Source organism: Micromonospora sp. CA-249363, assembly GCF_050950185.1.
GTDB lineage: Bacteria > Actinomycetota > Actinomycetes > Mycobacteriales > Micromonosporaceae > Micromonospora.
Genome location: NZ_CP192020.1, coordinates 6052385 through 6074996, shown reverse-complemented (window position 1 = coordinate 6074996; position 22612 = coordinate 6052385). Strand labels below are relative to the sequence as shown.

Here is a 22612-nt window from a genome sequence, read left to right as displayed (position 1 = left end):
GTCAGACCCGATCCTCGAATGCGGCGCACACGGTCGCCCGTACCTGCGGCCCGTCGATCGCCCGCAGCAGCTCACGGGCGAGGGCGATCTGGTGCGACTCGTCGACCGCCCGGTCCATCGGGGTCAGCTCCACCCGCCAGCGGAAGTAGAGGTAGTCGTCCTCGTCGGTGGCGGCCAGCCGCGGGTCGGCGTCCTCGTTCGGGTTGATCTCCAGCAGGTTGCCCCGGACGTCGACCGAGTCCCGGCGGTAGGGCACCGCGTCGGGCAGCCGGGTGCGGATCAGGTCGAGCAGCTCCGCCGCCGTCAGCGGGGCGTCGACCATGATGAGGAACTGCAACGTCGTCTGCACGTCTGCCACCTTGCCAGATGCCGGAGCGCTCAATCGAGCGGGAGGAACGGTCCGTTGTCGAACTTGCCGCCCCGGCGCAGCACGGAGAACTGCACCTTGTGCGGCACGTGCGTGTCCATGAGTTCGCGACGCAGGTGGGTGAAGTCGGTGCCCAGGTCGAAGCTGGCGAGCTGACCGTTCTCGTTGATGCGGCGCAGCATCGTCTTGCGCAGCCGGGTGCCGTCCGGTGCCCGGGCCAGAGAACGTTCGGCCAGGTCGAAGAACGTCTTGTCGTCGACGATGAGCGCCACGTCGATGTCGGAGTCCGGGCGGGCGGTGCCACGTACGCGGCTGCCGTGGGCGACCAGGTCGCCGTCCGGGAGCCCGGCCTGACGTTGGGTCTGCCGGGCGCCTCGGGCGAACCGGGTCCACTGCCGTTCGGTGAAGCCCTGCGGGATCCGCCGCGCCGCCCGGGTGGTCGCCGCCTCGGCCGTCTCGCCCGCCACATCGTCGGCTCGCCGCATCATGCTCCGGGCAGCCTGCGCCACGATGCCCCGGGCGGCGGTGGTGGCGCCGTCCGGTAGGTCCCGCCGACGACCGGTCATTGCGACCCACCCGACTGCCGGCGGCGCAGCACGGCGTCGAAGACCTGGGCCAGCTCCGCGGCGTCCTCGCCCGCGTGGTGGGTGTGCGGCACGTCGTGCAGGCCCAGCTCGTGCTTGATCTTGCCCTTACGCGTCTGGACCCACTCGCTGCCGGTCAGTCCCATCCAGTAGCTGCGCAGGTCGACGCCGGAGCCGGTGGCGCCGAACGGGCTGTGACCGACGAAGCGTACGAAGTACCAGTGCACGAACATGCCGTCCCAGACGGCGGGCGCGGCGAGGAAGACCGGGCGGCCGATCCGGCGCAGCCCGTTGACCCAGGCCGCCGCTGCCGCCATCGCCTCGGGCGCGGTGGGCGCCTCGCGCAGCAGGCGGTCCCGGTCCAGACCCGACACGGCCAGCGCCGCCGGTACGAACTCGTCGGAGATGGGACGCAGCTCGGTGTAGAACGTCAGGTCCGGGCGACCGGCCACGGCCATACCCAGCGAAATCATGCTGTACGGCCCGGGGATCGGCCCGTCCGCCTCCACGTCGACGCCGACGTACAGCTCGGGCAGGGGAGAGGTCATCCCAGGACCACCCCGATGGCCTGGTCGATCAGCATGTTCAGGACGATGTCGGTGAGCTTCTTGAAGACGGGGATCTCCAGCAGGGAGGCGCCGAACGTCGGTGCCGCCGTCGCGATCGCCTGGATGATCTGCACCAGCAGGATGATGAGCTGGACGATCACATTGATCTTCAGGGCGAGGACGATCAGCGCGCACACGAAGAGCGTCGCCGCCACCATCTGCGCGCCGGTGCCGCCGTCCCGCAGCACCGCCATCGCCGAGCCGCTGGCATCCCAGCGCTCCTGGAACGCGGTCAACGCGTCGCCCTGGTTGCCGGTCAGCACCCGCTGCGCGGCCGCCGTACCCTCCGCCGCCGCGTCGTGCAGCGAGTCGGCCATCTCCATCCACATCTGGCCGAGCTCGAACATCTTCGTCTCGTCCGACTTGGGCCAGGTGTAGCCCAGTTCGTTCAGCAGGCCGGCGAGCTCGCCGGGCAGCATGATTCCCATCGACCCGCCTACCAGCTCATCGTCGTGAACTGGGCGTCGTTGTCCTGCTCGACCAGGTCGTACTGGTCGGCCATCAGGCTCAAGCCGTCACCGAAGCCGCGCAGCCCGTCGACCACCGACCCCAGGCACTCCGCCGCGATCTCCTCGGCCACCTGGTACGACATGCCGATCAGGCCGCCCACGTCGTCGTCGCCGAAGATGTCGCCCATCGAGGCCGTCCGCGCGCGCAAGGCCTCCCACTGCGCGGCGAGCTGCTCGGCCACCGTCGTCAGGTGGCCGCCGCCCTGCCGCAGTGCGGGCGGATGCACCTGCAGGTTCTCGGGCATGACATCACCTCGCTGCCTGCTGGATGCGCCGCACGGCATCGGTGAGCGCATCGGTCATCGCTGCCATGCTGCGCACCGACTCGTTCTGCAACTCGTCGAGCTGCTGGCCCAGCGCGATCGGGTCGACCGCCGGCGCGTCGGAGGCATCGCCGGCCGCGAGGCGCAGGTCGTCCAGCGCCGCGTTGACCGCCAGGGTGATCTGCTCGCCGAGCATCTCGGCGCCCATCCGCAGGGCGCGGGGGTCCACCGTCACCGACTCGACGCGCTGGCCGACCGCCACCACCTCGACCTGGCCGCCTGCGGCGGACCCGGTGCCCCGTGCCGGCTCGACGTCCAGGCCATCGGGAACCTCACCGGTCGAACGCATCGACGCCAACGCCTGTCGAGTCTGCTGGAAGAGCCGGTCGAACTCCGTCACCTGGTCCACAACGCCCCCTAACGTCGCACGTGACATCGAGAGGGTAGCAACGGGATTCCAGCACCGGGACCCGCCGAGGCGCGACCAGCGGCAGCGCCCGGCCCGGCCGAATCGGAGCCGCGTGGACCGGCCTGCTCGGCACCGGCGTAAGCTGGCTCGTCGTGAGTCTCACCATCGGCATCGTCGGCCTGCCCAACGTCGGCAAGAGCACGCTTTTCAACGCGTTGACCAAGAACGACGTGCTGGCGGCGAACTACCCGTTCGCCACCATCGAGCCCAACGTCGGCGTGGTCGGGCTGCCCGACGAGCGGCTGGGCAAGCTGGCCGAGATCTTCTCCTCGCAGAAGGTGCTGCCGGCCCCGGTGTCGTTCGTCGACATCGCCGGCCTGGTGCGCGGCGCGTCGAAGGGTCAGGGGCGGGGCAACGCGTTCCTGGCCAACATCCGCGACGCCTCCGCGATCTGCCAGGTGGTCCGGGCCTTCTCCGACCCGAACGTGGTGCACGTCGACGGCAAGGTCTCGCCGGCCGACGACATCGAGACGATCAACACCGAGCTGATCCTCGCCGACCTGCAGACCCTGGACAAGGCGCTGCCCCGGTTGGAGAAGGAGGCCAAGCTCCGCAAGGACCGGGCCGCCGCGGTAGCCGCCGCGAAGCAGGCCATCGAGGTGCTCGACGGCGGCACCACCCTCTACTCCGAGGCCGCCGCCGCGAAGATCGAGCTGGAGCACCTGCGCGAGCTGCACCTGCTCACCACCAAGCCGTTCCTCTACGTCTTCAACGTCGACGAGGCCGAACTCGCCAACGAGGCGTTCCTCGACGAACTGCGTGCCCTGGTCGCCCCCGCCGAGGCCGTCTTCATGGATGCCAAGATCGAATCTGAGCTGGTGGACCTGCCCGAGGACGAGGCCCGCGAGCTGCTGGAGTCGATCGGCCAGAACGAGCCCGGCCTCAACCAGCTCGTCCGCGTCGGCTTCCGCACGCTCGGGCTCCAGACGTACCTCACGGCCGGCCCCAAGGAGGCGCGGGCCTGGACCGTCCCGATCGGCGCGACCGCGCCGGAGGCCGCGGGTGTCATCCACAGCGACTTCCAGCGCGGCTTCATCAAGGCCGAGGTGGTCTCCTACGGCGACCTGGTCGAGGCCGGATCGATGGCGGCGGCCAAGGCGGCGGGCAAGGTCCGCATCGAGGGCAAGGAGTACGTCATGCAGGACGGCGACGTCGTGGAGTTCCGCTTCAACGTCTAGTTCCGGTCCGACGTCTACGGCGACTCACTCGTCCGCGTCGAAGTCCGGGAGAGGCGCGTACTGACGGACCCTTCCGTCCCGGATCATCCATAACCGGAACGCACCCTGCTCCTGGTCCTGAACAAGGAGCTGGACAAGCTGAGGGACGCGCCAGCCGGTAGCGCCGAACTGACGGACGACAGCTTCAACGTCGCCCTTGTTCAACACCCCGGCCCACAGCAACACCTCGGGATTTTTCACGCCGCCCCATGCGTCCGGGCTGTGATGCAGAGCGCGAAGATCACCGACACCCTTGACCTCCGGTTGCTCTTGGCGTGGAGCACGGGTCCGGAGCCATTGATCGAACTCTTCGACCAGCGTGCTGTCCTCGGTCGCGTCCACCGACAGCAGAATGTTGGTAACCCAGCTCACCGCACTCTCTTTCCCCAGTCGAAGTGTTCGGCCCAGCCCGCGATGCGGTGGAATCCCGCTGCAACATCGGCACCTCGGTCGGTCGAGGTCTTGTCCCGTCTCAGTTGAAGGGCAGGTCTGGTGACAGGGACCGGTACCAGAGGCAGGGGGCGCAGCACAGGAGCACGACGAGCGCCACGATGGCGATCAGAGTGATTCCGCTGAGACTGCCGATGGCGAACAGGCTCGTGAGCGCGTTCCTTCCGCGGCTCGCTTCATCGTCGTCTCCGGCCACGACGCCCCCATGATCGGCAGTGCTGGTGGCGACAATCTAGCTGTCGGGCCTTCCTTGCGCGGCGGCGGCGTCAGGGGCGTAGCTCCCGTAGCAGGGCGTCGACGCGACCCTTGATGTCGTCGCGAACCTCGCGGACCACGTCGATGGGCTGCCCGGCCGGGTCGATGAGCTTCCAGTCCTCGTAGCGTTTTCCCGGGAAGACCGGGCACGGGTCGCCGCAGCCCATGGTGACGATGACGTCGCTCGCCTCGGCGGCGTCCCAGGTGAGTCGGACCGGAGTCTGGTCGGTGATGTCGATGCCGACCTCGCGCATGGCGTCGACGGCGACCGCGTTGATCGTCTCGGCGGGTTCGCTGCCGGCGCTGCGGACCTCGACGGTGTCTCCGGCGAGGTGACGGAGCCAGCCGGCGGCCATCTGCGAGCGGCCGGCGTTGTGCACGCAAACGAACAGGACGCTGGGCTTGTCGCTCATCGGGCTTCTGGCTCCTGGGCGAGGTGGGGTACGAGGACTTCGTCAGCGGCGTCTCCTGCTCGGGGGTACCAGGCGGCGAGCGCGGTGACGCCGACCAGACCGCCGATGAACTGGGCGACCACGAAGCCGGGCATCGAGGTGGGGGCGATGCCGGCGAAGGTGTCGGTGAAGGTCCGGCCGACGGTGGCGGCGGGGTTCGCGAACGACGTGGACGAGGTGAACCAGTAGGCCGCGCCGATGTAGGCGCCGACGGCAGCGGGCGCGGTGGCGGTCCGGCCGCTGCGGGCGAGGGCGAAGATCAGGACAACCAGGCCGGCGGTGGCGACGATCTCGGCGAGCCACAGGTTCCCGCCGCTGCGGTCGGTGTGCGACCAGGCGACGCCCGGCAGGTCGAACATCAGGTTCGCCAGCACGGATCCGGCGATCGCGCCGGTGACCTGGGCGGCGATGTAGGCGGCGAGATCGGGGACGGTCAGACCGGCGCCGGCGCGGCGGCCGAGCCACCAGTCGACGGCGGACACGACGGGGTTGAGGTGCGCGCCGGACACCGGCCCGAACACGAGGATCAGCGCCCCCAACGCGAATCCTGTGGCGATCGCGTTCTCCAGCAACTGGAGCCCGACGTCGCCGGGGGAGAGGCGAGCCGCGGCAATCCCGGACCCGACGACGGCGGCTACCAGGAGCGCGGTGCCGGCGAACTCGGCGGAGGCGCGGCGGGTGAGGTCGTGGCTCACGCGGTGGCAGGAGCGGTCGCGGCCGGCAGGTCGAGCAGTACCCCGAGCTGACGGAACGCCTCGGGCCTGGCCCTGTACCACACCCACGTGCCACGGCGGTCGGCGTCGACGAGGCCTGCTTCCCGCAGCACCTTGAGGTGGTGGGAGATGGTCGGCCCGGACAGGTCGAACGCCGGGGTCAGGTCGCAGACGCATATCTCCGGCACCGAGGCGATCATCGACATCAACCGCAGCCGGACCGGGTCGCCGAGGGCCTTGAACATGGGCGCGACCACCGCCGCCTGCTCGGCGTCCATCGGACGGACCGCGAGCGGCACGCAGCAGGCCGCCGCTTGCAGGTCCACGACCGGCAGATTCTGTTTCGACACCCGTCTAGCTTGACAGACGTCGAATCAGGGTGCAACGGTGGGGTTGCTTCGAAATCCGTCTAGGCAGCAGTTCCCCCCCAGCAGGAGGAGTCCCATGTCCCGTGTCCAACTCGCTCTGCGCGTGTCCGATCTCGACGGTTCGGTCGCGTTCTACTCGAAGCTGTTCGGCGTCGACCCGGCCAAGCGCCGGCCCGGCTACGCCAACTTCGCCGTCGAAAACCCTCCGCTGAAGCTCGTCCTCATCGAGGGCGAGGCCGACCAGCCCACCGGGCTGGACCACCTGGGCGTCGAGGTGTTCAGCACCGACGACGTCACCGCCGCCACCACGCGCCTCACCGACTCCGGCCTGATCACGCTGGAGGAGAACGACACCGAGTGCTGCTATGCCCTGCAGGACAAGGTCTGGGTACGCGGCCCCGGTGACGAGCGCTGGGAGGTCTACACCGTCAAGGCCGACGCCGACACGCTCACCGCGGCGACCGACACCGAGCCGGTGGCCAGCGGAGTCGGCGCGAGCTGCTGCTGACAAGGGCAGATCTGCATCTCCAGCTTCCTGGATGTCGGGGTGTCCGGCCGATCGGGACACCCCGACATCCAGGAGCCGAGGGAGGATGTGGACACCAGCAGGAGGGGACGGTGGAAGCGGTGTCACTCAGCTCGTCGTTCGGTTCGGCGGCGTCCGCGTACGCCCGGCATCGCCCGGACTACGCGCAGGCCGCGGCGCGGTGGGCGCTGAAGCTCGCGCCCGGCTCGCGAGTCCTCGACCTCGGCGCCGGCACCGGCAAACTGTCCGCCACGCTGGTCGCGCTCGGTGTCGACGTCGTGGCGGTGGAGCCCGATCCGGCGATGATCGCCGAGCTGGGCCGCACGCTTCCGACCATACGGGCCCTCCCGGGCAGCGCGGAGTCGATTCCCCTGGCGGACGCGTCCGTCGACGCGGTGCTGGCCGGCAACGCTCTGCACTGGTTCGACATGGCCATCGCGGGACCGGAGATCGCCCGGGTTCTGCGATCCGGCGGCATCCTGGCCGGTCTGTGGAACGTCCTGGACGACCGGGTCGACTGGGTCGCTGCCCTCGAAGAGGCCAGCGGGAGCGCGGCCATCGGCCCGCGTGACACGTTGAGCAGTTGGCGCGCGGCGACGGCAGACCTGCTCGGCCCGAGCAACGAGGTTGCCCTCCGGTTCGGTGCGCCCGAGCAGGCCGAGTTTCCGCACGGGCAGCGCCGCAGCGCCGACTCCCTGGTCGCAACGCTCGCCACCCGGGCCGGGCTGCTGGTCATGCCGGAACTGGACCGGACGGCCACGCTGGACCGGATCCGCCACTTCCTCGCAGGTAGGGCCGAGACCGCCGAGGGCGACTTCACCCTGCCGATGCTGACCGGCGTCCTTCGCGCTCGCCGACTCTGACGGCGGTCACGGCCCAGGTTGCCTCCGGCTGCCGGTCAGGCCAGGTAGTACTCGGCCCTCCAGCGGGCTTGTTCGGTCACCGAGAAGCCGTCGAAGTTACCGGCTGCCTCGCACTCCAGCAGGTATCCAAGCGCGTGCGCGGCGTCCGGGGAGCCGTCAGCCTCAAGGTGGGCCCTTGTGGCGGCCAGGCCGGCGCCGCACAGCAGTTGGACGTCGATGGAACAGTGGGCGTCGAAGCTCGACTCCTTGGCCTGCCAGATGAGGAGCACGTCGTCGAGCTGGCCCGCGTTGAACAGTTGCAGGCAGCACAGCTTCATGAGCTCCGTGTCCTGGTCCTGCTGCTCAAGGTCGGCTTCAGCCAGGAGTGCCTTGCGGATCTGCGGCAGGTCCGCCGGGGACGGTCGCAGGCCGTAGCGGCGAAGGCTTTCGTCCTCGTTCACGGCTCTCCCTCACCGGCACAGGCCCATGGTCGACGGCTCAGTCTGCCACCGAGCCTGAGCCCTGCGAGCTACTGCTCGGCCCAGACGCCCAACTCGTTCCCGCTGGGGTCGGTGAAGTGGAACCGGCGGCCTCCGGGGAACTCGTACGGTCCGTCGACCACCTGGCCCCCGGCCTCCTTCACCGCCTGCACGGACCGGTCCAGGTCACTTGAGTAGAGCAGCACCAGTGGGCCGCCCGTCCGCACCTCCTCGTCCAGACGGAGACCACCCACCTCGGGTGCGGCGTCATCGTGCGGGCTGCGGATGCCCGCGTACCCGGGCCCGTAGTCGGTGAACCGCCAGCCGAAGGCGGCGGCGTAGAAGCGCTTGGCCTGGGCGAGGTCGGTGACGGTGAGCTCGATGTAGTCGATGGTGTGGTGCCGCTGCGGAGCTGGCTCAGACATGCGCCGCATTGTGTGCCCTGGGTACGACGGGATCGCGAAAGGCAACCAAAGGTTGCGCGAAGGGTGGTGTTCACCGTACGGTTGTGCAACCAAAGGTTGCAAATCGAGAAGGAGTCTGAAGTGGTGGACATTGTGCATCAGGTCGGCGTCGTCGCCCCAGTCGGCGACGTCTACCGAGCGGTGGCGACCCCCGAGGGCGTTGCAGGCTGGTGGTCGATCGACACGACCGGGAAAGACGAGGTCGGCGCGCAGATGGCCGTCCGGTTCGGTGCCGACGACGGGTTCGATCTGGAGATCCTCGAACTGGACCCGGCCGGACGTGTGCGGTGGCGGGTCGTCGGTGGCCCCGACGAGTGGATCGGCACCGAGGTCGACTGGCGCTTCGACCAACGTGGGGAGTACACGATCGTGGATTTCGCGCACGCGGGTTGGCGCGAGTCGACCGAACTCATGCGCGAGTGCAGCACCAAGTGGGCGATCTTCCTGATGAGTCTCAAGGAACTGGTGGAGACGGGGCGCGGGCGGCCGGCGCCGGACGACGTCCAGATCGGCGATGGGCACTGACCTCAGGTGCGGCGGAACCTGCACCCTCGAACGCGGAGGTCGACTCCGATCCCGTTTCCGAAACCGGAGTCGACCAACCGCCCTTACTCCGCTCGGTAGACGGAGATGTGTGACGGACTCTCCGCCGTGAACGGCTGCCGGTGCCAGTCGGCGTACCGCTCGGTCAGCCGGAGCCCGGCCTGCCGCGCCATCTCGTCGATCTGGTGCGGCCAGGCGTACCGCATGGCGAACGGCTTCAGGTGCACACCGTTGCCGTCGAAGGTGATGGTCTGCCGGATGAAGCGCTGCGCCGGCCGGTCGTACCGGTGCAGCCGGATCGTCGCGGAGTCCTCGGTCACCTCGCGGACCTGCACCCGCTCGTCCGCGTCGAAGCTGCGCGGATCGGGGACGAACGTCTCGATGACGAACGCCCCACCGGGCGACAGCACCCGGGCGACGTTGCGGAACAGGTCCGCCTGCCGCTCGGCGTCCACCAGGTTGAACAGTGTGTTGAAGACCAGGTACGCCAGGCGGAACGGGCCCTGCACGGCCACGTCCGCCATGTCACCGACGACCGTGGGGATCTGGTCGCCACCGGGCTTGGCCCGCATCAGCGCCAGCATCTCCTCGGATGCCTCGATGCCGTGCACGCTGAGGCCGCGCTCGGCCAGTGGTAGGGCGACCCGGCCGGTGCCGATCGCCAGTTCCAGGACCGGACCGCCGTCGGCCAGATCGGCCAGGAAGTTCACGGCGGGGGCCGGATCGGGGTTGCCGGGGCTGTCGTAGCCGGCGGACCACAGCCGGCCGAACAGGCCGGGATCATCGAAGACCGACATCAGCGGCCTCCCGGGTTGTGGTCAGTGACGCGCGTCCTCTGAAGAGCAGTTCTGCTCACGAAGCCTCGTTTCCTCAAGTCGGGTGACGTTCGGTCGGGGGGACTTCGTCGTGTTGGACATGTCGGCTGCTCCCTTCGCGCGGCTGCGCACCGAGGACACCAGAGACCTCGCGAGCCCGGCAAGGCATTAATGCCCGCCGGGCTCACGGTCGAGGGGATCGTCAGGAGATGTGGTGCAAGATCACGTTGTGTACGTGGTGGCTCTTCTGCGCGCCGCGGAACTCCACCTCGTACGTGTGGGTGCCGACGTGGATCGCGATCGCGCCGGTGGAGAAGAACGACCCACCCCAGGACTTGTTGCTGACCACGCTCACGCTGGTGATCTTCGAGTACGGGATGCTGGTGATCGCATACCGCTTACCGACGAACGAGCGGTCCTGGATGATCACGCGCCGGTCGGTCAGCCCGATGAACCCGGTGCCGGTACCGACGGCGTCGTAGACGGCGATGATCTGCTCGCCGTCGAGTAGCCCACTCTCGATCTGCTGGACCTGCTCCTTGCGGTCGTACGCGATGTTCGCCATGCGATCCAGGTTAGGAAACGGGTGCCACCGCGCTGGCTCGTCAGGACTCGGTGACCGCCCGGTAGGCGTCCTCGATGCGGGCGGCCAGCAGGACCTCACCCTCGGTCAAGGGCTCGCCGTTGCCGTGCCCGACCCGGATCAGGGTGCTGTCGGAGCGGCGGCTGATCTCGGGGCGGAGGTGCAGAGCGTCCGCCACGACCTTGACCCGTTCGGTCAGCGCCGCGTGTTGGGTATCGTCGATCACCAGCGTGCGTCGGATCTGCTCACCCTCGCGCGTCCAACCGGATAGCAAGGTCAACGCGTCGGAAAGGTAGTCGTGCTTGGCTCGGCTGCTGAACAGCACGCGCATCACCGCACCTCCCAAGCGCCGTTGCCGGCTTGTGGCCAAATCGTCGCCATCCCGTGTCTTGTCGGTGCCTCCTAGTCTGTCGTCGCTCGGTAGGGGTGTCCACGCCCACACTTCCGTGTTCTATTGGCCTAGCGGACGGTGTCGGTACCCAAACCGCCGATTGATCTGGCACCCTGGACGCCCGTGCAGACCGAACGGGCTAATGGTGGCGGGCAGGCCCAGCGACGGGACCTGAAGGTGATCGTGGGAGCGGCGATCATCAGGGACGGACGGGTGCTCGCCTGTGCGCGCTCCGCCCCGCCGGAGGTGGCCGGCATGTGGGAGTTCCCTGGTGGGAAGGTCGAGCCGGGGGAAGGCGAGACCGAGGCGCTGATCCGCGAGTGCGCCGAGGAGCTGGCCGTACGCGTCGAGATCGGTGCGCGGGTCGGCCGCAACGTCCGGATGGCACACGGCCGCTCGGTGCTCAAGGTGTACGCCGCCCGTCTGCTCCAGGGCGACGAGCCGCAGGCGCTGGAGCACCAGGCGCTGCGCTGGCTGACGGCCGACGAACTGGACTCGGTCACCTGGCTCCCCGCCGACGCCCCCATCGTGGCAGCCCTACGCCCCCACCTGAAAACCCCCTGAACCCACCAGGCCCGCACCGTCCCCTCGGCCCCCGCCCGCGCCCGGGTCTGGCCCGCGCCCGGGTCTGGCCCGCGCCCGGGTCTGGCCCGCGCCCGGGTCTGGCCCGCGCCCGGGTCTGGCCCGCGCCCGGGTCTGGCCCGCGCCCGGGTCTGGCCCGCGCCCGGGTCTGGCCCGCGCCCGGGTCTGGCCCGCGCCCCGGTCCGGCGCCGGCCCAGGCCGCTGCCCGGGTCCGGCGCCGGCCCAGGCCGCTGATCATGAAGTTGTTGTCACGACACGCCGGCGGGCAGGGCAATAACTTCATGATCACCCGGGCCGGCCGGACCCGGGGCGGGGAGGGGAGGGGAGGGGCCGAGGCCCGGCCGGGGAGGGGCAGGTGGGTGGAATGGCGCGGGGGCTGTCGGCATCGCCGACAGCCCCCGTCTCTGGTGGTCCTGCTCAGTGCTTGTCGTCCTGGTCCGGGTGCGCGAAGTTGAGGTGCTCCGGAGGCAGCGGGAAGGTCACGTCGTCGCCGAAGGGCGACGGCGCGGCCGGCCGGTCGAAGGTGAGCTCGGTCAGCGGCAGCCGGCCCCGGTCGTCGACGGCTGGCGCGGTCGGGTGAGGGACCTCGCGATCCCAGTTGACGCCGCTCTGCGCCTGCGCCTCGGCCTGCGGGTCGTGCGAGCCGCCCGCGTGCGAGTGCACGCCGCCCCGACTCGTACCCGGCAGGTTCGCCGAGCCCTGACGGGCGGTGGTCACGCTGGTCTGGGGCGTCTCGCCCCGGCGGAAGATCTTGCTACCAAGCCACACAAGGGGATCGTACCTGCGGTCGACGACGCGTTCCTTCATGGGGATGATCCCGTTGTCGGTGATCTTGATGTGCTCGGGGCAGACCTCGGTGCAGCACTTGGTGATGTTGCAGAAACCGAGGCCCTGTTCGGCCTGTGCGTACTCCTTGCGGTCGGTCCGGGCGTCCAGCGGGTGCATGTCCAGCTCGGCCGCCCGGATGAAGTACCGCGGCCCGGAGAACGCCTGCTTGTTCTCCTCGTGGTCACGGATCACGTGGCAGACCGTCTGGCACAGGAAGCACTCGATGCACTTGCGGAACTCCTGCGAGCGCTCGACGTCGACCTGCTGCATCCGGTAGTCACCGGGCGCCACGTCCGCCGGCGGGGCGAACGCGGGCGTCTCCCGCGCCTTCTCGTAGTTGAACGAGACGTCGGTGACCAGGTCCCGGATGACGGGGAACGTCCGCAGGGGCGTCACCGTGACCGTCTCGTCGTCGCCGAAGGTCGACATCCGCGTCATGCAGCCCAGCCGGGGCTTGCCGTTGATCTCCATCGAGCAGGAGCCGCACTTGCCGGCCTTGCAGTTCCACCGGCAGGCCAGATCGGGCGCGTCGGTCGCCTGCAGGCGGTGGATGACGTCGAGGACGACCTCGCCCTCGTTCACCTCGACCATGTAGTCCTGCAGGTCGCCGCCGGTCTCGTCGCCCCGCCAGATCCGGAACTGACGTTTCGCGCTCATCGGTTGTCCGCCTCTCCAGCGTCGGCGACGAGAGCGTCGAAGTCGGCGAGCTCCTCGTCGGTGAGGTACTTGGCCAGCTCCGCCCGGTCGAAGAGGCCGATCAGCTCCGGCCGCATCTTCGGCAACGGCTTGCGGGTGAGCCGTACGGTGTCGCCGTCCAGGGAGCAGACGAGGTTCACCTGCCGCCACTTCGGCTCCATCGTCGGGTAGTCCTCGCGGGTGTGCCCGCCGCGCGACTCCTGCCGCTCCAGCGCCGCCTTCGCGGTGCACTCCGAGACCACCAGCATGTTGCGCAGGTCCAGGGCGAGGTGCCAGCCCGGGTTGTAGCGTCGGCCGCCGGCCGCGCTCACCTTGGCCACCCGCTCGCGAAGTTCGGCGAGCCGGACGAGCGCGTCGGCCAGCTCGCCTTCGCGCCGGATGATGCCGACCAGATCCCCCATCACCGCCTGGAGGTCCTGCTGAAGGGTGTACGGGCTCTCGCCGGTGTCCCGCTGTAGCGGGGCCAGCGCGGTCTCCACGGCGGCCTCGACGGCGTCCACGGCCACCGTCGGCCGGGCGGACAGCCCGTCGGCGTAGCTGGCCGCGTGCCCGCCCGCCCGCTTGCCGAACACCAGCAGGTCGGACAGGGAGTTGCCGCCGAGGCGGTTGGAGCCGTGCATGCCACCGGACACCTCACCGGCGGCGAACAGCCCGCGTACGTGGCCGAAGGCGGCGCCGGAGTCCGGGTCCACCTCGACGCCACCCATCACGTAGTGGCACGTCGGCCCGACCTCCATCGGCTCGGAGGTGATGTCGACGTCGGCCAGCTCCTTGAACTGGTGGTACATCGAGGGCAGCCGGCGGCGGATCTCGTCGGCCGAGCGCCGGCTCGCGATGTCCAGGAAGACACCACCGGCGGGGGAGCCCCGGCCGGCCTTGACCTCGCTGTTGATCGCGCGGGCCACCTCGTCGCGGGGCAGCAGCTCCGGTGGACGCCGGTTGTTGTCCGGGTCGGTGTACCAGCGGTCCGCCTCCTCCTCGGTCTCCGCGTACTGCTTGCGGAAGACGTCGGGGACGTAGTCGAACATGAACCGCTTGCCCTCGGAGTTCTTGAGGACACCACCGTCGCCACGGACCGACTCGGTGACCAGGATGCCCTTCACCGAGGGCGGCCAGACCATGCCGGTCGGGTGGAACTGGAGGAACTCCATGTTGATCAGGGTCGCCCCGGCGCGCAGCGCCAGCGCGTGGCCGTCCCCGGTGTACTCCCAGGAGTTCGAGGTGACCTTGTAGGAGCGTCCGACACCGCCGGTGGCCAGTACCACCGCCGGCGCCTCGAAGAGGATGAACTCGCCGGACTCGCGGTAGTAGCCGAACGCGCCCGCGACCCGGTCGCCGTCGAGCAACAGCTCGGTGATGGTCGTCTCGGAGAAGACCCTGATCCGGGCGTCGTACGAGCCGAACTCGCGCTTGTCCTCCTGTTGCAGCGAGACGATCTTCTGCTGGAGGGTACGGATCAGTTCCAGGCCGGTCCGGTCGCCCACGTGCGCCAGTCGGGGGTACTCGTGCCCACCGAAGTTGCGCTGGGAGATCTTGCCGTCCTTCGTACGGTCGAAGAGCGCGCCGTACGTCTCCAGCTCCCAGATCCGCTGCGGCGACTCCTTCGCGTGCAGCTCGGCCATCCGGAAGTTGTTGAGGAACTTGCCGCCGCGCATGGTGTCGCGGAAGTGCACCTGCCAGCTGTCGCGGCTGTTCACGTTGCCCATCGCGGCGGCGGCGCCGCCCTCGGCCATCACCGTGTGCGCCTTGCCGAACAGCGACTTCGAGATGATCGCCGTCTTCTTGCCGGCGAGGCGGGCCTCGATGGCCGCGCGCAGACCGGCGCCGCCGGCCCCGATGACGACGACGTCGTAGTGGTGTCGTTCGATACGAGTGGTAGTGGTCATGTCAGGGGCCCTTTAGTTGATGAACCGCAGGTCGTTGAACCAGCCGGCCGACAGCGCCATCACGTAGAAGTCGGTCAGCGCGAGGGTGCCGAGGGTGATCCAGGCGAGCTGCATGTGCCGGACGTTCAACGCCGAGACGAAGGTCCACGCGCGGTAGCGCACCGGGTGCTTGGAGAAGTGCTTGAGCCGGCCGCCGATGATGTGCCGGCAGGAGTGGCAGGAGATCGTGTACGCCCACAGCATCACCACGTTGAGCAGCAGGACGAGGTTGCCCAGCCCGAAGCCGAAGCCCTTGGGTGAGTGGAAGGCGAGGATCGCGTCCCACGTGTTGATCAGCGAGATGATCGCGGCGGCGTAGAAGAAGTAGCGGTGCAGGTTCTGACCGAGCAGCGGGAAACGGGTCTCCCCGCCGTACTCCTTGTGACCGTCCGGGACGGCGCAGGCCGGCGGCGACAGCCAGAACGACCGGTAGTACGCCTTGCGGTAGTAGTAGCAGGTGAGCCGGAACAGCAGCAGGAACGGCAGGGTCAGCGCGGCGTCCGGAATGATCCACCAGCCGGGCAGGAACCGGCCGAAGTGCGAGGCCTGCTCGACACAGCGGTCGGTCACGCACGGGGAGTAGAACGGGGTCAGGTAGTGGAACTGGTCCACCCAGTACCACTTGTGCATGAACACCCGGACCGTCGCGTACGCCACCCAGGCGCCGAGCCCGATCACCGTGATCAGCGGGGCGAACCACCATCGGTCGGTACGCAACGTCTTCGCCGTGATGGCGGCGCGCGCCCGCGCCCCCCGCGGCCTCGTTGCCGTTGAAGTCATTCGAGTCGTCTCCTCGACGGGCCCGTACGGGCGGGCTGCTCTCTCCGGTCGGCACGCGGACCGGCGAACCCGCACCCGCTGCCACGTCATGCGCACACCAACGACCACGTCGGATCGACCGACGCAGCTAAGTGACACACGTTACGCCGATCTTTGCGAGCCGTCCGCGCAAGGGAGTGTCCCGTGTGTCTGGCCTGCGAAAACGCCGCAGGCGCGCCGCCCGTGGCGACGGTCAGCCCGACGCGCCTCCGGTGAAGTGCCAGGACGCCAGCCGCACCGGGGGCGCCGCCCACCAGGCACCGTCCACCCGGTCCGGTTGACGCACGACCCGGGAACCCAGCCCGAGCACCGCGCCCGGCCCGAGCGCCCGGGGGTACGACTCGGTGAACCGCAGGTCGCGGACCGCCCGGACGACCGTGCCGTCCTCGATCAACCACACCCCGTTGCGGGTCAACCCGGTGACGACCAGGCTCTTCGGATCGAGCACACGGGTGTACCAGAGGTCGCTGACCAGCAGCCCCCGTCGTACCCCGGCGACCAGCGCCGCGGTGTCCGCGTCGACCACCGCGCCGGCGGCCGTGCCCGTGGTGTTCCGGCCCACCGCGCTGGCCGGGCCGGCCACCGCCGGCGAGAGTCGCAGGTTGCGGGCCATCGGACCCCACGTGGCGCCGCCCGCGATCGCGTGCCCGGTGGACTCCGCGCCCGCGTCGGCGGCGGTCCGCCGGTCGTGCGCGACGGCCCGCGTGGTGCCCGCCTCGACCAGGGTCACCGCCCGCCGGGCGGTGCCCTCGACGTCGAACGGCAGGCCCGACGCGCCGAGCGGATCGTCGACCAGGGTCACCAGCGGGTCGAACTGGGCCGCCCCCGGCTCGGCGAAGGACTGCCGCTCGGCGTACCGCTTGCCGTTGAAGCCGTACCAGGACAGGTTCTGCAACAGGTCTGCCACGGCGGCCGGTTCGAACACCACCTCGTAGCGGCCCGGCGGCAACTCGGTCGGATCGGCCGCCGCCTGAGCCTTCGCGGCGGCATGCGCGCCCAACTCGGCCCCGTCGAGGTCGGACAGCCGGTCCGCGCTGCGCCGCGCGACGCCGTCCGCGCCGTCGCGGCGGGCGATGCCGTCCATCGCCGCCTCCGCTGAGCTGCCGTACGCGCTGTGCCCCGCCGAGTTGGCGAACGCCGACGAGCGGTGCGCGGTACGGCAGTATCCCGCCGTGCTGAGAGGGCCGGCGGCGGCCACGAACGCGGCCACCCGGTCGGCCCGCTGGTCCGGCTCGGCGTGCGCGGTGGCCTCGTCGACGGGCGGCGCGGCCGGCGCGGGCGTGGGCGGCGTCAGCCCTGGCCAGCCCGGGTCGGGCGGGGCGAGCCGCGAGGCGGCCAGGGTACGTTCGACGAGCGCGCGCAGACCGTCGGTCGTGACCACGCTGCCGCTGCCGGCGGCGGTCCGGCCGTCGACGTGCACCCGCAGCCGGACGCCGACCGTCGACTCGGAGACGTTCTGGTGGATGGCCGAATTGGCGAAGCGGGTGAGCGCCAGATCCGCCCGGGTCGCCACCACCTCCGCCTGCGCGGCCGGGCCACCGAGCCGCCGAACCAGCTCGACGACCTGCCCGGCAAGCTCCAACTCACTGCTCGCGCTCACGCTGGGCCGCCTTTCGTTCGCGACTGCGGGGCTCGCAGACCCGGCTCACTCCTCGCGCTCACGTTGGGCCGCCTTTCGTTCGCGACTGCGGGGCTCGCAGACCCGGCTCACTCCTCGCGCTCACGCTGGGCCGCCTTTCGTTCGCGACTGCGGGGCTCGCAGACCCGGCTCACTGCTCGCGCTCACGCGGACACCCCCACCCGGACGTTCTTGAAGCGGGCCGGCGCGGCCGGGTGGCCGGTGTGCCCGATCTGGCCCGGCTGGCCCTTGCCGCAGTTGGGCGTCCCCCAGGGCACCGTCTCGCCGGAGAGCATGTCCATCGAACGCCAGAACAGCGGCCCGATCCCGGTGTACGTCGGATTGCGCAGCATCCGCCCCCGCCGACCGTTCTTGATCTCCCAGCCGATCTCGCATCCGAACTGGAAGTTGAGCCGCTTGTCGTCGATCGACCACGAGCGGTTGAGGTCCATCAGCACGCCGTCGTCGGTGGCCGCGATGATCTCGTCCAGGGTGTGCGGGCCGGGTTCCAGGCCCACGTTGGTCATCCGCACCATCGGCAGCCGGGCCCACCCGTCGGCGCGTACGCTGCCGCCGTATTCGAGGCCCGCCACGGCCGCGGAGTCGCGACCCGCGAGCACCCCCACCCATCGTCCGTCGCGCACCGCGTCCCGCTTGACGGCGGGAGAGCCCTCGTCGTCGAAGCCGAAGCTACCCAGCGCGCCGGGGATCGTCGGGTCGATGGTGATGTTCATCAGCTCGGAGCCGTAGCGCAGCGAGCCGAGCTGGGCCAGGTCCAGCCAGGACGTACCGGCGAACGCGGCCTCCCAGCCCAGGATCCGGTCCAGTTCGATGGCGTGACCCACCGACTCGTGGATCTGCAGGGCCAACTGCTCGCTGCCGAGGATCAGATCGGTCTCGCCGGCCGGGCACTGCGGCGCGGTGAGCAGCGCTCGCGACTCCTCGGCGACCTGCGCGGCGTGCGCGGCCAGATCGAGCGATTCGACCAGCTCCCAGCCGGTGGTGCCGTACTGCCCCCGGTAACTGGGCCAGGAACGCCGTTGCGTCTCACCGTCGCCGATCGAGGTGGCCGAGATGCCGCCACCGCACTCGCGGATGCGCTGGTCGATGCGGTGACCCTCGCTGGAGACGAACCACTTCGCGGTGTCCCAGATCTGGTACAACCCTTCGGCCACGTCCGCGCCGTGCTCGGCCATGGTGCGCGTCGCGTCGACCAGGAGGTCGCCCTTTTCGGACAGCGCAACGCCGAGCGGGTCGATGCGGCAGTCCGACGACCAGCTCGCCGTCACGGCCTCGACCGTGACCAGGTCGACCGCGGGGCCGGGCACCCGCGCGCTGGCCATCGCGGTCCGGGTCGCGCGCCGGCCGGCGTCCCGGGCGGCGGCGTCCGACAGATCGGGTACGGCGTGAAAGCCCCAACTCGCGCCGACCAGCGCCCGGACGCCGAGCCCGATGCTCTCGTCCTGGGTCAGCTCCTCCACGTCGCCGTTGCGCGCGGTCATCGACTCGTAGCGGCGGTGCATCACCCGCGCGTCGGCGTACCGGGCGCCCGCGTCGAGAGCGGCCTGGACGGCGGCGGTGGCCGCGTCGAACTCGGTCATGCGACGACCCTAGGACAGCCGACCGACACCCGTCAGGAAAGAAGTTCCTCCGGCCGGATCGTGGCCCGCACCGGCTTGTCAAGATCGCGCTCGATCGTGGATGTAGTGGGGTTCCTGGCGCGTCGAGGCCACTAAATCCTGGTTCGAGCACGACCTTGACGACGCTGGGTGGGTCCGTCGTCAAGATCTGCGCAGGATCGGGGATGTTGCTGTCTCCGGGGCGGCTGAGGCAGCAACTTCGGGGATGTTGTGAGGATCTTGGGCGCGGGGCGCGGGGCGCGGGGCGCGGGGCGCGGGGCGCGGGGCGCGGGGCGCGGGGCGCGGGGCGCGGGGCGCGGGGCGCGGGGCGCGGGGCGCGGGGCGCGGGGCGCGGGGCGCGGGGCGCGGGGGCGCGGGGCGCGGGGGCGCGGGGCGCGGGGGCGTGCGGGGCCGATGCGGACTCGTTACGCTCGGGCCCGCTGACACGTGCCGAACTTGTAGCTTATTTTCACCCTCTGGACATTGTTGTAAGTTCTCTTCGTCACTGAGGGAGGTGCCGTGGACAGCTCGGATGCCTACCTGCGGGTGCGAGACCTGCGGGTCCGGTTCGACACCTCCGACGGCGTCGTGCGCGCGGTCGACGGGGTGTCCTTCGCCGTCGAGCGGGGGCGCACGCTCGGCATCGTCGGTGAGTCCGGCTCCGGCAAGAGCGTCACGTCGCTGGCCGTCCTCGGTCTGCACGATCCCAAGCGGGCCACGATCACCGGGGAGATCTCCGTCGGCGGGCGGCAGCTTGTCGGTCTGCCCGACGAGGAGGTACGCCGGCTGCGCGGCCGGGAGATGGCGATGATCTTCCAGGATCCGCTGTCCGCGCTGCACCCGTACTACACCGTCGGCCGGCAGATCGCCGAGGCGTACCGGGTGCACCACCCGAAGGTCGGTCGGCGTGCGGCCCGCCAGCGGGCGGTGGACATGCTGGACCGGGTCGGCATTCCGCAGCCCGCCCGCCGTTTCGATGCGTACCCCCACGAGTTCTCCGGCGGCATGCGCCAGCGGGCGATGATCGCGATGTCCCTGGTCAACGACCCGGCGCTGCTGATCGCCGACGAGCCGACCACCGCGCTGGACGTCACCGTGCAGGCGCAGATCCTCGATCTGCTCGCCGACCTCCAGGCCGAGTTCCACTCCGCGATCATCCTGATCACCCACGACCTCGGTGTGGTGGGCCAGGTCGCCGACGAGGTGCTGGTCATGTACGGCGGGCGGGCCGTGGAGCACGGCAGCGTGGAGCAGGTGCTCCGGTCGCCGCAGCATCCGTACACCTGGGGGTTGCTCTCCAGCGTGCCGTCGCTGCACGGCGACGCGGACGCGGACCTTGTGCCGATCCCCGGCAACCCGCCCAGCCTCATCAACCTGCCGTCCGGGTGCGCCTTCCACCCGCGCTGCCGGTACGACGACCGGGTCGGTGACCGGTCCCGTGTCGAGGTGCCCGAGCTGCGGCCGGCGGGCGGCGACGGCCATCTGGTCGCCTGCCACCTCGGCGCCGAGGAGCGCGCGGCGATCTACGCCGAGAATGTGGCATCCGTGGGGGTGGCCCGATGAGCGACGAAGCACTGCTGCGGGTCCGTGGGCTGACCAAGCACTTTCCGGTACGGCAGGGACTGCGCGCCACCGGCACCGTGCGGGCGGTCGACGGGCTCGACTTCGACGTGCGCCCGGGCGAGACGCTCGGCCTGGTGGGGGAGTCGGGCTGCGGCAAGACGACCACCGGCCGGATGCTGGTGCGGCTGCTCGAGCCGACGAGCGGCAGCATCGAGTTCGCCGGGCGGGACATCACCCATGCCGGCCGGCGCGAGCTGCGTCCGCTGCGGCAGGAACTCCAGATCATCTTCCAGGACCCGTACGCGTCGCTGAACCCCCGGCACACCGTCGGTCGGATCGTGGCGATGCCGTTGCAGGTCAACGGCATCAAGCCGCCCGGCGGGATCAAGGCGCGGGTGCAGGAGCTGCTGGAGCTGGTCGGGTTGAACCCGGAGCACTACAACCGGTACCCGCACGAGTTCTCCGGCGGGCAGCGCCAGCGCGTCGGCATCGCCCGTGCGCTGGCGCTGCGGCCGAAGCTGATCGTCGCCGACGAGCCGGTGAGCGCGCTTGACGTCTCGATCCAGGCGCAGGTCGTCAACCTGCTGCGGGACCTGCAACGAGAACTCGGGCTGGCGTTCGTCTTCATCGCGCACGACCTGGCCGTGGTCCGGCACTTCTGTCAGCGGGTCGCGGTCATGTACCTGGGCCGGATCGTGGAGATCGGTGACCGGGAGGACATCTACGAGCGCCCGCAGCACCCGTACACCCGGGCTCTGCTCTCGGCGATCCCGGACGTCACGCAGCTCGGTCCGGCGGGCCGGATCCGGCTGAGCGGTGACGTGCCCACGCCGCTCGACCCGCCGTCGGGCTGCCGGTTCCGTACCCGCTGCTGGAAGGCGCAGGACGTCTGCGCCACGGAGGAGCCTGCCTTGATCCCGCGCGATGGCGGTGACCAGGCCGCCGCGTGTCACTTCCCCGAATCGGCCGACGCCGGACTGGAGGCGGCGGCCGCCGTTGCCGCCGCGAAGGCGGGTCGCGGCACCGCGGCGACCGTCGAGGAGGTGTCGTCGTGAGCCTGTCCCCGGTGGAGGGTGTGGCGCTGGCCGAGATCGAGTCCGACCCGGACGCGAGCACGCCCGCCGCGAAGGGCGTCGTCGGTCGTTCGCCCGGTCAGCTCGCCTGGATGCGGCTGCGCCGCGACCGTACGGCCGTGGTCAGCGGCGTACTCCTGGTGTTCTTCATGGTCCTGGGGTTGTCCGCCCCGCTGATCGAGATGGTCTACGGCGTCGGCCCGCGCGAGCAGTTCCAGAACCTGCTCGACGGCAACGGCATGCCGCTCGGCTACGTCGGCGGGGTCACCGGCGAGCACTGGTTCGGACTGGAGCCGGGGCTGGGCCGGGACATCTTCATCCGGCTCATCTACGGGCTGCGCACGTCACTGTTCATCGCGTTCGCCGCGGCCCTGATCACGGCGGCGATCGGCATCGCGCTCGGCGCGCTGGCGGGCTACCTGGGCGGCTGGCTCGACGCGGTGATCAACTGGATCACCGACCTGACCCTGGCCATGCCGTTCCTGATCATCGCGTTGGCGCTCACCCCGACGATCACGCTGCGCTTCTACGGCGAGCGGGGGCAGGTGTCGTCCGCGTTCGGGGTGGGTGTGCTGATCGCCGTCTTCGCGATCTTCGGCTGGACCAGCACGGCCCGACTGGTACGCGGACAGGTGATCGCGCTGCGGGAGCGGGAGTTCGTGGAGGCCGCCAAGGCCAGCGGCGCCGGGTTGGGGCACATCATCTTCCGGCAGCTCCTGCCGAACATCTGGGCGCCGATCCTGGTGTCGTTCTCCCTGGCGGTGCCGCAGTTCATCACCAGCGAGGCCGCGCTCTCCTTCATCGGCGTCGGCCTCAGCGACGAGACGCCGAGCTTCGGCCGGATGATCTACCGCAGTCTGGACTACCTCCAGACCGACCCGGCGTACGTGTTCTTCCCGGGCATCACGATCTTCGCGCTGGTGTTCGCCTTCAACCTCTTCGGCGACGCGTTGCGGGACGCGCTCGACCCGAAGTCGTCCCGGTAGGGGGT

Annotated in this window: 29 protein-coding genes; 8 read left to right on the top strand and 21 right to left on the bottom strand. The window is 70.3% G+C overall.

From position 1 onward, the window contains the following. Nucleotide 1: 1 nt before the first annotated feature. From ACQPZK_RS27145 to ACQPZK_RS27120, 6 genes are read right to left on the bottom strand one after another with little or no spacing between them, the layout of a single operon-like run. The gene (locus ACQPZK_RS27145) at nt 2–349 is read right to left on the bottom strand and encodes a hypothetical protein (protein ID WP_433535650.1); all 348 of its coding nucleotides are present in this window, start codon (nt 347–349) and stop codon (nt 2–4) included. Nucleotides 350–378: 29 nt separating this feature from the next. Beyond that, a complete protein-coding gene (locus ACQPZK_RS27140) occupies nt 379–933 on the bottom strand; it encodes a nucleotidyltransferase domain-containing protein (RefSeq protein ID WP_433535649.1) in 555 nt (184 codons plus the stop codon). Further along, nucleotides 930–1499 carry an exonuclease gene (locus ACQPZK_RS27135; protein WP_433535648.1) on the bottom strand — a complete coding sequence of 190 codons (570 nt, stop codon included), beginning with the start codon at nt 1497–1499 and terminating at the stop codon, nt 930–932. Before ACQPZK_RS27135 ends, ACQPZK_RS27140 begins: the two co-directional genes overlap by 4 nt. Beyond that, on the bottom strand, nt 1496–1987 hold the full coding sequence (locus ACQPZK_RS27130) for a hypothetical protein (RefSeq protein WP_433535647.1): 492 nt from the start codon (nt 1985–1987) through the stop codon (nt 1496–1498). The genes ACQPZK_RS27135 and ACQPZK_RS27130 overlap by 4 nt, the downstream gene beginning before the upstream one ends. Before the next feature lie 8 nt (nt 1988–1995). Next, the gene (locus ACQPZK_RS27125; RefSeq protein ID WP_433535646.1) at nt 1996–2313 is read right to left on the bottom strand and encodes a hypothetical protein; all 318 of its coding nucleotides are present in this window, start codon (nt 2311–2313) and stop codon (nt 1996–1998) included. Between the two features lie 4 nt (nt 2314–2317). Further along, nucleotides 2318–2740, bottom strand: a complete 423-nt coding sequence (locus tag ACQPZK_RS27120; protein ID WP_433535645.1) for a YbaB/EbfC family nucleoid-associated protein — start codon at nt 2738–2740, stop codon at nt 2318–2320. A 152-nt stretch (nt 2741–2892) separates the two neighbouring features. On the opposite strand from ACQPZK_RS27120, the gene ychF reads away from it, so the two are divergent. Then, nucleotides 2893–3978, top strand: a complete 1086-nt coding sequence (ychF, locus tag ACQPZK_RS27115; protein WP_433535644.1) for a redox-regulated ATPase YchF — start codon at nt 2893–2895, stop codon at nt 3976–3978. A 24-nt stretch (nt 3979–4002) separates the two neighbouring features. Here the strand turns inward: ychF and ACQPZK_RS27110 are convergent, their stop codons facing one another. The 5 genes from ACQPZK_RS27110 to ACQPZK_RS27090 form a co-directional block, all read right to left on the bottom strand. Continuing rightward, nucleotides 4003–4389 carry a squamosa promoter-binding protein 15 gene (locus ACQPZK_RS27110; RefSeq protein ID WP_433535643.1) on the bottom strand — a complete coding sequence of 129 codons (387 nt, stop codon included), beginning with the start codon at nt 4387–4389 and terminating at the stop codon, nt 4003–4005. A 100-nt stretch (nt 4390–4489) separates the two neighbouring features. Then, nucleotides 4490–4663, bottom strand: a complete 174-nt coding sequence (locus tag ACQPZK_RS27105; RefSeq protein ID WP_433535642.1) for a hypothetical protein — start codon at nt 4661–4663, stop codon at nt 4490–4492. Nucleotides 4664–4733: 70 nt separating this feature from the next. Further along, nucleotides 4734–5135, bottom strand: a complete 402-nt coding sequence (locus ACQPZK_RS27100; RefSeq protein ID WP_433535641.1) for an arsenate reductase ArsC — start codon at nt 5133–5135, stop codon at nt 4734–4736. Beyond that, a complete protein-coding gene (locus ACQPZK_RS27095) occupies nt 5132–5869 on the bottom strand; it encodes an aquaporin (protein WP_433535640.1) in 738 nt (245 codons plus the stop codon). The genes ACQPZK_RS27100 and ACQPZK_RS27095 overlap by 4 nt, the downstream gene beginning before the upstream one ends. Beyond that, nucleotides 5866–6237, bottom strand: a complete 372-nt coding sequence (locus ACQPZK_RS27090; RefSeq protein ID WP_433535639.1) for an ArsR/SmtB family transcription factor — start codon at nt 6235–6237, stop codon at nt 5866–5868. The genes ACQPZK_RS27095 and ACQPZK_RS27090 overlap by 4 nt, the downstream gene beginning before the upstream one ends. 94 nt (nt 6238–6331) lie before the next feature. On the opposite strand from ACQPZK_RS27090, the gene ACQPZK_RS27085 reads away from it, so the two are divergent. Then, nucleotides 6332–6763 (top strand): ArsI/CadI family heavy metal resistance metalloenzyme, encoded by a 432-nt coding sequence (locus ACQPZK_RS27085; protein ID WP_433535638.1) that lies wholly within the window; start codon nt 6332–6334, stop codon nt 6761–6763. A gap of 110 nt (nt 6764–6873) precedes the next feature. Further along, nucleotides 6874–7644, top strand: coding sequence for a class I SAM-dependent methyltransferase (locus ACQPZK_RS27080; RefSeq protein WP_433535637.1), 771 nt, complete (start codon nt 6874–6876; stop codon nt 7642–7644). A gap of 35 nt (nt 7645–7679) precedes the next feature. On the opposite strand, the gene ACQPZK_RS27075 is transcribed toward ACQPZK_RS27080, so the two are convergent. Both ACQPZK_RS27075 and ACQPZK_RS27070 read right to left on the bottom strand, forming a co-directional pair. After that, on the bottom strand, nt 7680–8084 hold the full coding sequence (locus ACQPZK_RS27075; protein ID WP_433535636.1) for a hypothetical protein: 405 nt from the start codon (nt 8082–8084) through the stop codon (nt 7680–7682). Nucleotides 8085–8152: 68 nt separating this feature from the next. Further along, the gene (locus ACQPZK_RS27070) at nt 8153–8527 is read right to left on the bottom strand and encodes a VOC family protein (protein ID WP_433535635.1); all 375 of its coding nucleotides are present in this window, start codon (nt 8525–8527) and stop codon (nt 8153–8155) included. A 63-nt stretch (nt 8528–8590) separates the two neighbouring features. Between ACQPZK_RS27070 and ACQPZK_RS27065 the strand changes: the two genes are divergently transcribed. Further along, nucleotides 8591–9091 carry an SRPBCC family protein gene (locus ACQPZK_RS27065; RefSeq protein ID WP_433535634.1) on the top strand — a complete coding sequence of 167 codons (501 nt, stop codon included), beginning with the start codon at nt 8591–8593 and terminating at the stop codon, nt 9089–9091. An 83-nt stretch (nt 9092–9174) separates the two neighbouring features. Here ACQPZK_RS27065 and ACQPZK_RS27060 read toward each other — a convergent pair whose 3' ends face one another. The 3 genes from ACQPZK_RS27060 to ACQPZK_RS27050 all read right to left on the bottom strand — a co-directional run bounded on the left by ACQPZK_RS27060 (nt 9175) and on the right by ACQPZK_RS27050 (nt 10838). After that, a complete protein-coding gene (locus ACQPZK_RS27060) occupies nt 9175–9906 on the bottom strand; it encodes a class I SAM-dependent methyltransferase (protein WP_433535633.1) in 732 nt (243 codons plus the stop codon). A 220-nt stretch (nt 9907–10126) separates the two neighbouring features. Further along, nucleotides 10127–10489, bottom strand: a complete 363-nt coding sequence (locus ACQPZK_RS27055) for a PH domain-containing protein (protein WP_355050625.1) — start codon at nt 10487–10489, stop codon at nt 10127–10129. 40 nt (nt 10490–10529) lie between these two features. Beyond that, nucleotides 10530–10838, bottom strand: coding sequence for a 4a-hydroxytetrahydrobiopterin dehydratase (locus ACQPZK_RS27050; protein WP_433535632.1), 309 nt, complete (start codon nt 10836–10838; stop codon nt 10530–10532). 183 nt (nt 10839–11021) lie between these two features. Between ACQPZK_RS27050 and ACQPZK_RS27045 the strand changes: the two genes are divergently transcribed. After that, complete coding sequence (locus ACQPZK_RS27045; RefSeq protein ID WP_433535631.1) at nt 11022–11462, top strand: (deoxy)nucleoside triphosphate pyrophosphohydrolase; 441 nt, start codon at nt 11022–11024, stop codon at nt 11460–11462. Nucleotides 11463–11897: 435 nt separating this feature from the next. On the opposite strand, the gene ACQPZK_RS27040 is transcribed toward ACQPZK_RS27045, so the two are convergent. From ACQPZK_RS27040 to ACQPZK_RS27020, 5 genes are all read right to left on the bottom strand, one after another. After that, nucleotides 11898–12965 (bottom strand): succinate dehydrogenase/fumarate reductase iron-sulfur subunit, encoded by a 1068-nt coding sequence (locus ACQPZK_RS27040; RefSeq protein ID WP_396804774.1) that lies wholly within the window; start codon nt 12963–12965, stop codon nt 11898–11900. Continuing rightward, entirely contained in the window at nt 12962–14890 is a 1929-nt protein-coding gene (locus ACQPZK_RS27035) for a fumarate reductase/succinate dehydrogenase flavoprotein subunit (protein WP_433535630.1), read from the bottom strand. The genes ACQPZK_RS27040 and ACQPZK_RS27035 overlap by 4 nt, the downstream gene beginning before the upstream one ends. Before the next feature lie 12 nt (nt 14891–14902). Continuing rightward, nucleotides 14903–15709: a hypothetical protein gene (locus ACQPZK_RS27030; protein WP_355050620.1), complete on the bottom strand. Its 807-nt coding sequence runs from the start codon at nt 15707–15709 to the stop codon at nt 14903–14905. Nucleotides 15710–15941: 232 nt separating this feature from the next. Next, nucleotides 15942–17348: a TldD/PmbA family protein gene (locus ACQPZK_RS27025; RefSeq protein ID WP_433535629.1), complete on the bottom strand. Its 1407-nt coding sequence runs from the start codon at nt 17346–17348 to the stop codon at nt 15942–15944. A 182-nt stretch (nt 17349–17530) separates the two neighbouring features. Continuing rightward, nucleotides 17531–18967 carry a TldD/PmbA family protein gene (locus tag ACQPZK_RS27020; protein ID WP_433535628.1) on the bottom strand — a complete coding sequence of 479 codons (1437 nt, stop codon included), beginning with the start codon at nt 18965–18967 and terminating at the stop codon, nt 17531–17533. 537 nt (nt 18968–19504) lie between these two features. Between ACQPZK_RS27020 and ACQPZK_RS27015 the strand changes: the two genes are divergently transcribed. From ACQPZK_RS27015 to ACQPZK_RS27005, 3 genes are read left to right on the top strand one after another with little or no spacing between them, the layout of a single operon-like run. Further along, nucleotides 19505–20548, top strand: coding sequence for an ABC transporter ATP-binding protein (locus tag ACQPZK_RS27015; RefSeq protein WP_433535627.1), 1044 nt, complete (start codon nt 19505–19507; stop codon nt 20546–20548). Beyond that, nucleotides 20545–21603, top strand: a complete 1059-nt coding sequence (locus ACQPZK_RS27010) for an ABC transporter ATP-binding protein (RefSeq protein WP_433535626.1) — start codon at nt 20545–20547, stop codon at nt 21601–21603. The genes ACQPZK_RS27015 and ACQPZK_RS27010 overlap by 4 nt, the downstream gene beginning before the upstream one ends. Further along, entirely contained in the window at nt 21600–22607 is a 1008-nt protein-coding gene (locus ACQPZK_RS27005) for an ABC transporter permease (protein WP_433535625.1), read from the top strand. The genes ACQPZK_RS27010 and ACQPZK_RS27005 overlap by 4 nt, the downstream gene beginning before the upstream one ends. The last annotated feature ends 5 nt before the right edge of the window (nt 22608–22612 follow it).

Excerpts from the sequence above, each read along its gene's own strand:
- ACQPZK_RS27140 (WP_433535649.1), bottom strand. The coding sequence starts at position 933 with ATGACCGGTCGTCGGCGGGACCTACCGGACGGCGCCACCACCGCCGCC.
- ACQPZK_RS27135 (WP_433535648.1), bottom strand. The coding sequence starts at position 1,499 with ATGACCTCTCCCCTGCCCGAGCTGTACGTCGGCGTCGACGTGGAGGCG.
- ACQPZK_RS27130 (WP_433535647.1), bottom strand. The coding sequence starts at position 1,987 with ATGGGAATCATGCTGCCCGGCGAGCTCGCCGGCCTGCTGAACGAACTG.
- ACQPZK_RS27125 (WP_433535646.1), bottom strand. The coding sequence starts at position 2,313 with ATGCCCGAGAACCTGCAGGTGCATCCGCCCGCACTGCGGCAGGGCGGC.
- ACQPZK_RS27100 (WP_433535641.1), bottom strand. The coding sequence starts at position 5,135 with ATGAGCGACAAGCCCAGCGTCCTGTTCGTTTGCGTGCACAACGCCGGC.
- ACQPZK_RS27085 (WP_433535638.1), top strand. The coding sequence starts at position 6,332 with ATGTCCCGTGTCCAACTCGCTCTGCGCGTGTCCGATCTCGACGGTTCG.
- ACQPZK_RS27070 (WP_433535635.1), bottom strand. The coding sequence starts at position 8,527 with ATGTCTGAGCCAGCTCCGCAGCGGCACCACACCATCGACTACATCGAG.
- ACQPZK_RS27060 (WP_433535633.1), bottom strand. The coding sequence starts at position 9,906 with ATGTCGGTCTTCGATGATCCCGGCCTGTTCGGCCGGCTGTGGTCCGCC.
- ACQPZK_RS27055 (WP_355050625.1), bottom strand. The coding sequence starts at position 10,489 with ATGGCGAACATCGCGTACGACCGCAAGGAGCAGGTCCAGCAGATCGAG.
- ACQPZK_RS27050 (WP_433535632.1), bottom strand. The coding sequence starts at position 10,838 with ATGCGCGTGCTGTTCAGCAGCCGAGCCAAGCACGACTACCTTTCCGAC.
- ACQPZK_RS27040 (WP_396804774.1), bottom strand. The coding sequence starts at position 12,965 with ATGAGCGCGAAACGTCAGTTCCGGATCTGGCGGGGCGACGAGACCGGC.
- ACQPZK_RS27035 (WP_433535630.1), bottom strand. The coding sequence starts at position 14,890 with ATGACCACTACCACTCGTATCGAACGACACCACTACGACGTCGTCGTC.
- ACQPZK_RS27030 (WP_355050620.1), bottom strand. The coding sequence starts at position 15,709 with ATGACTTCAACGGCAACGAGGCCGCGGGGGGCGCGGGCGCGCGCCGCC.
- ACQPZK_RS27020 (WP_433535628.1), bottom strand. The coding sequence starts at position 18,967 with ATGACCGAGTTCGACGCGGCCACCGCCGCCGTCCAGGCCGCTCTCGAC.
- ACQPZK_RS27010 (WP_433535626.1), top strand. The coding sequence starts at position 20,545 with ATGAGCGACGAAGCACTGCTGCGGGTCCGTGGGCTGACCAAGCACTTT.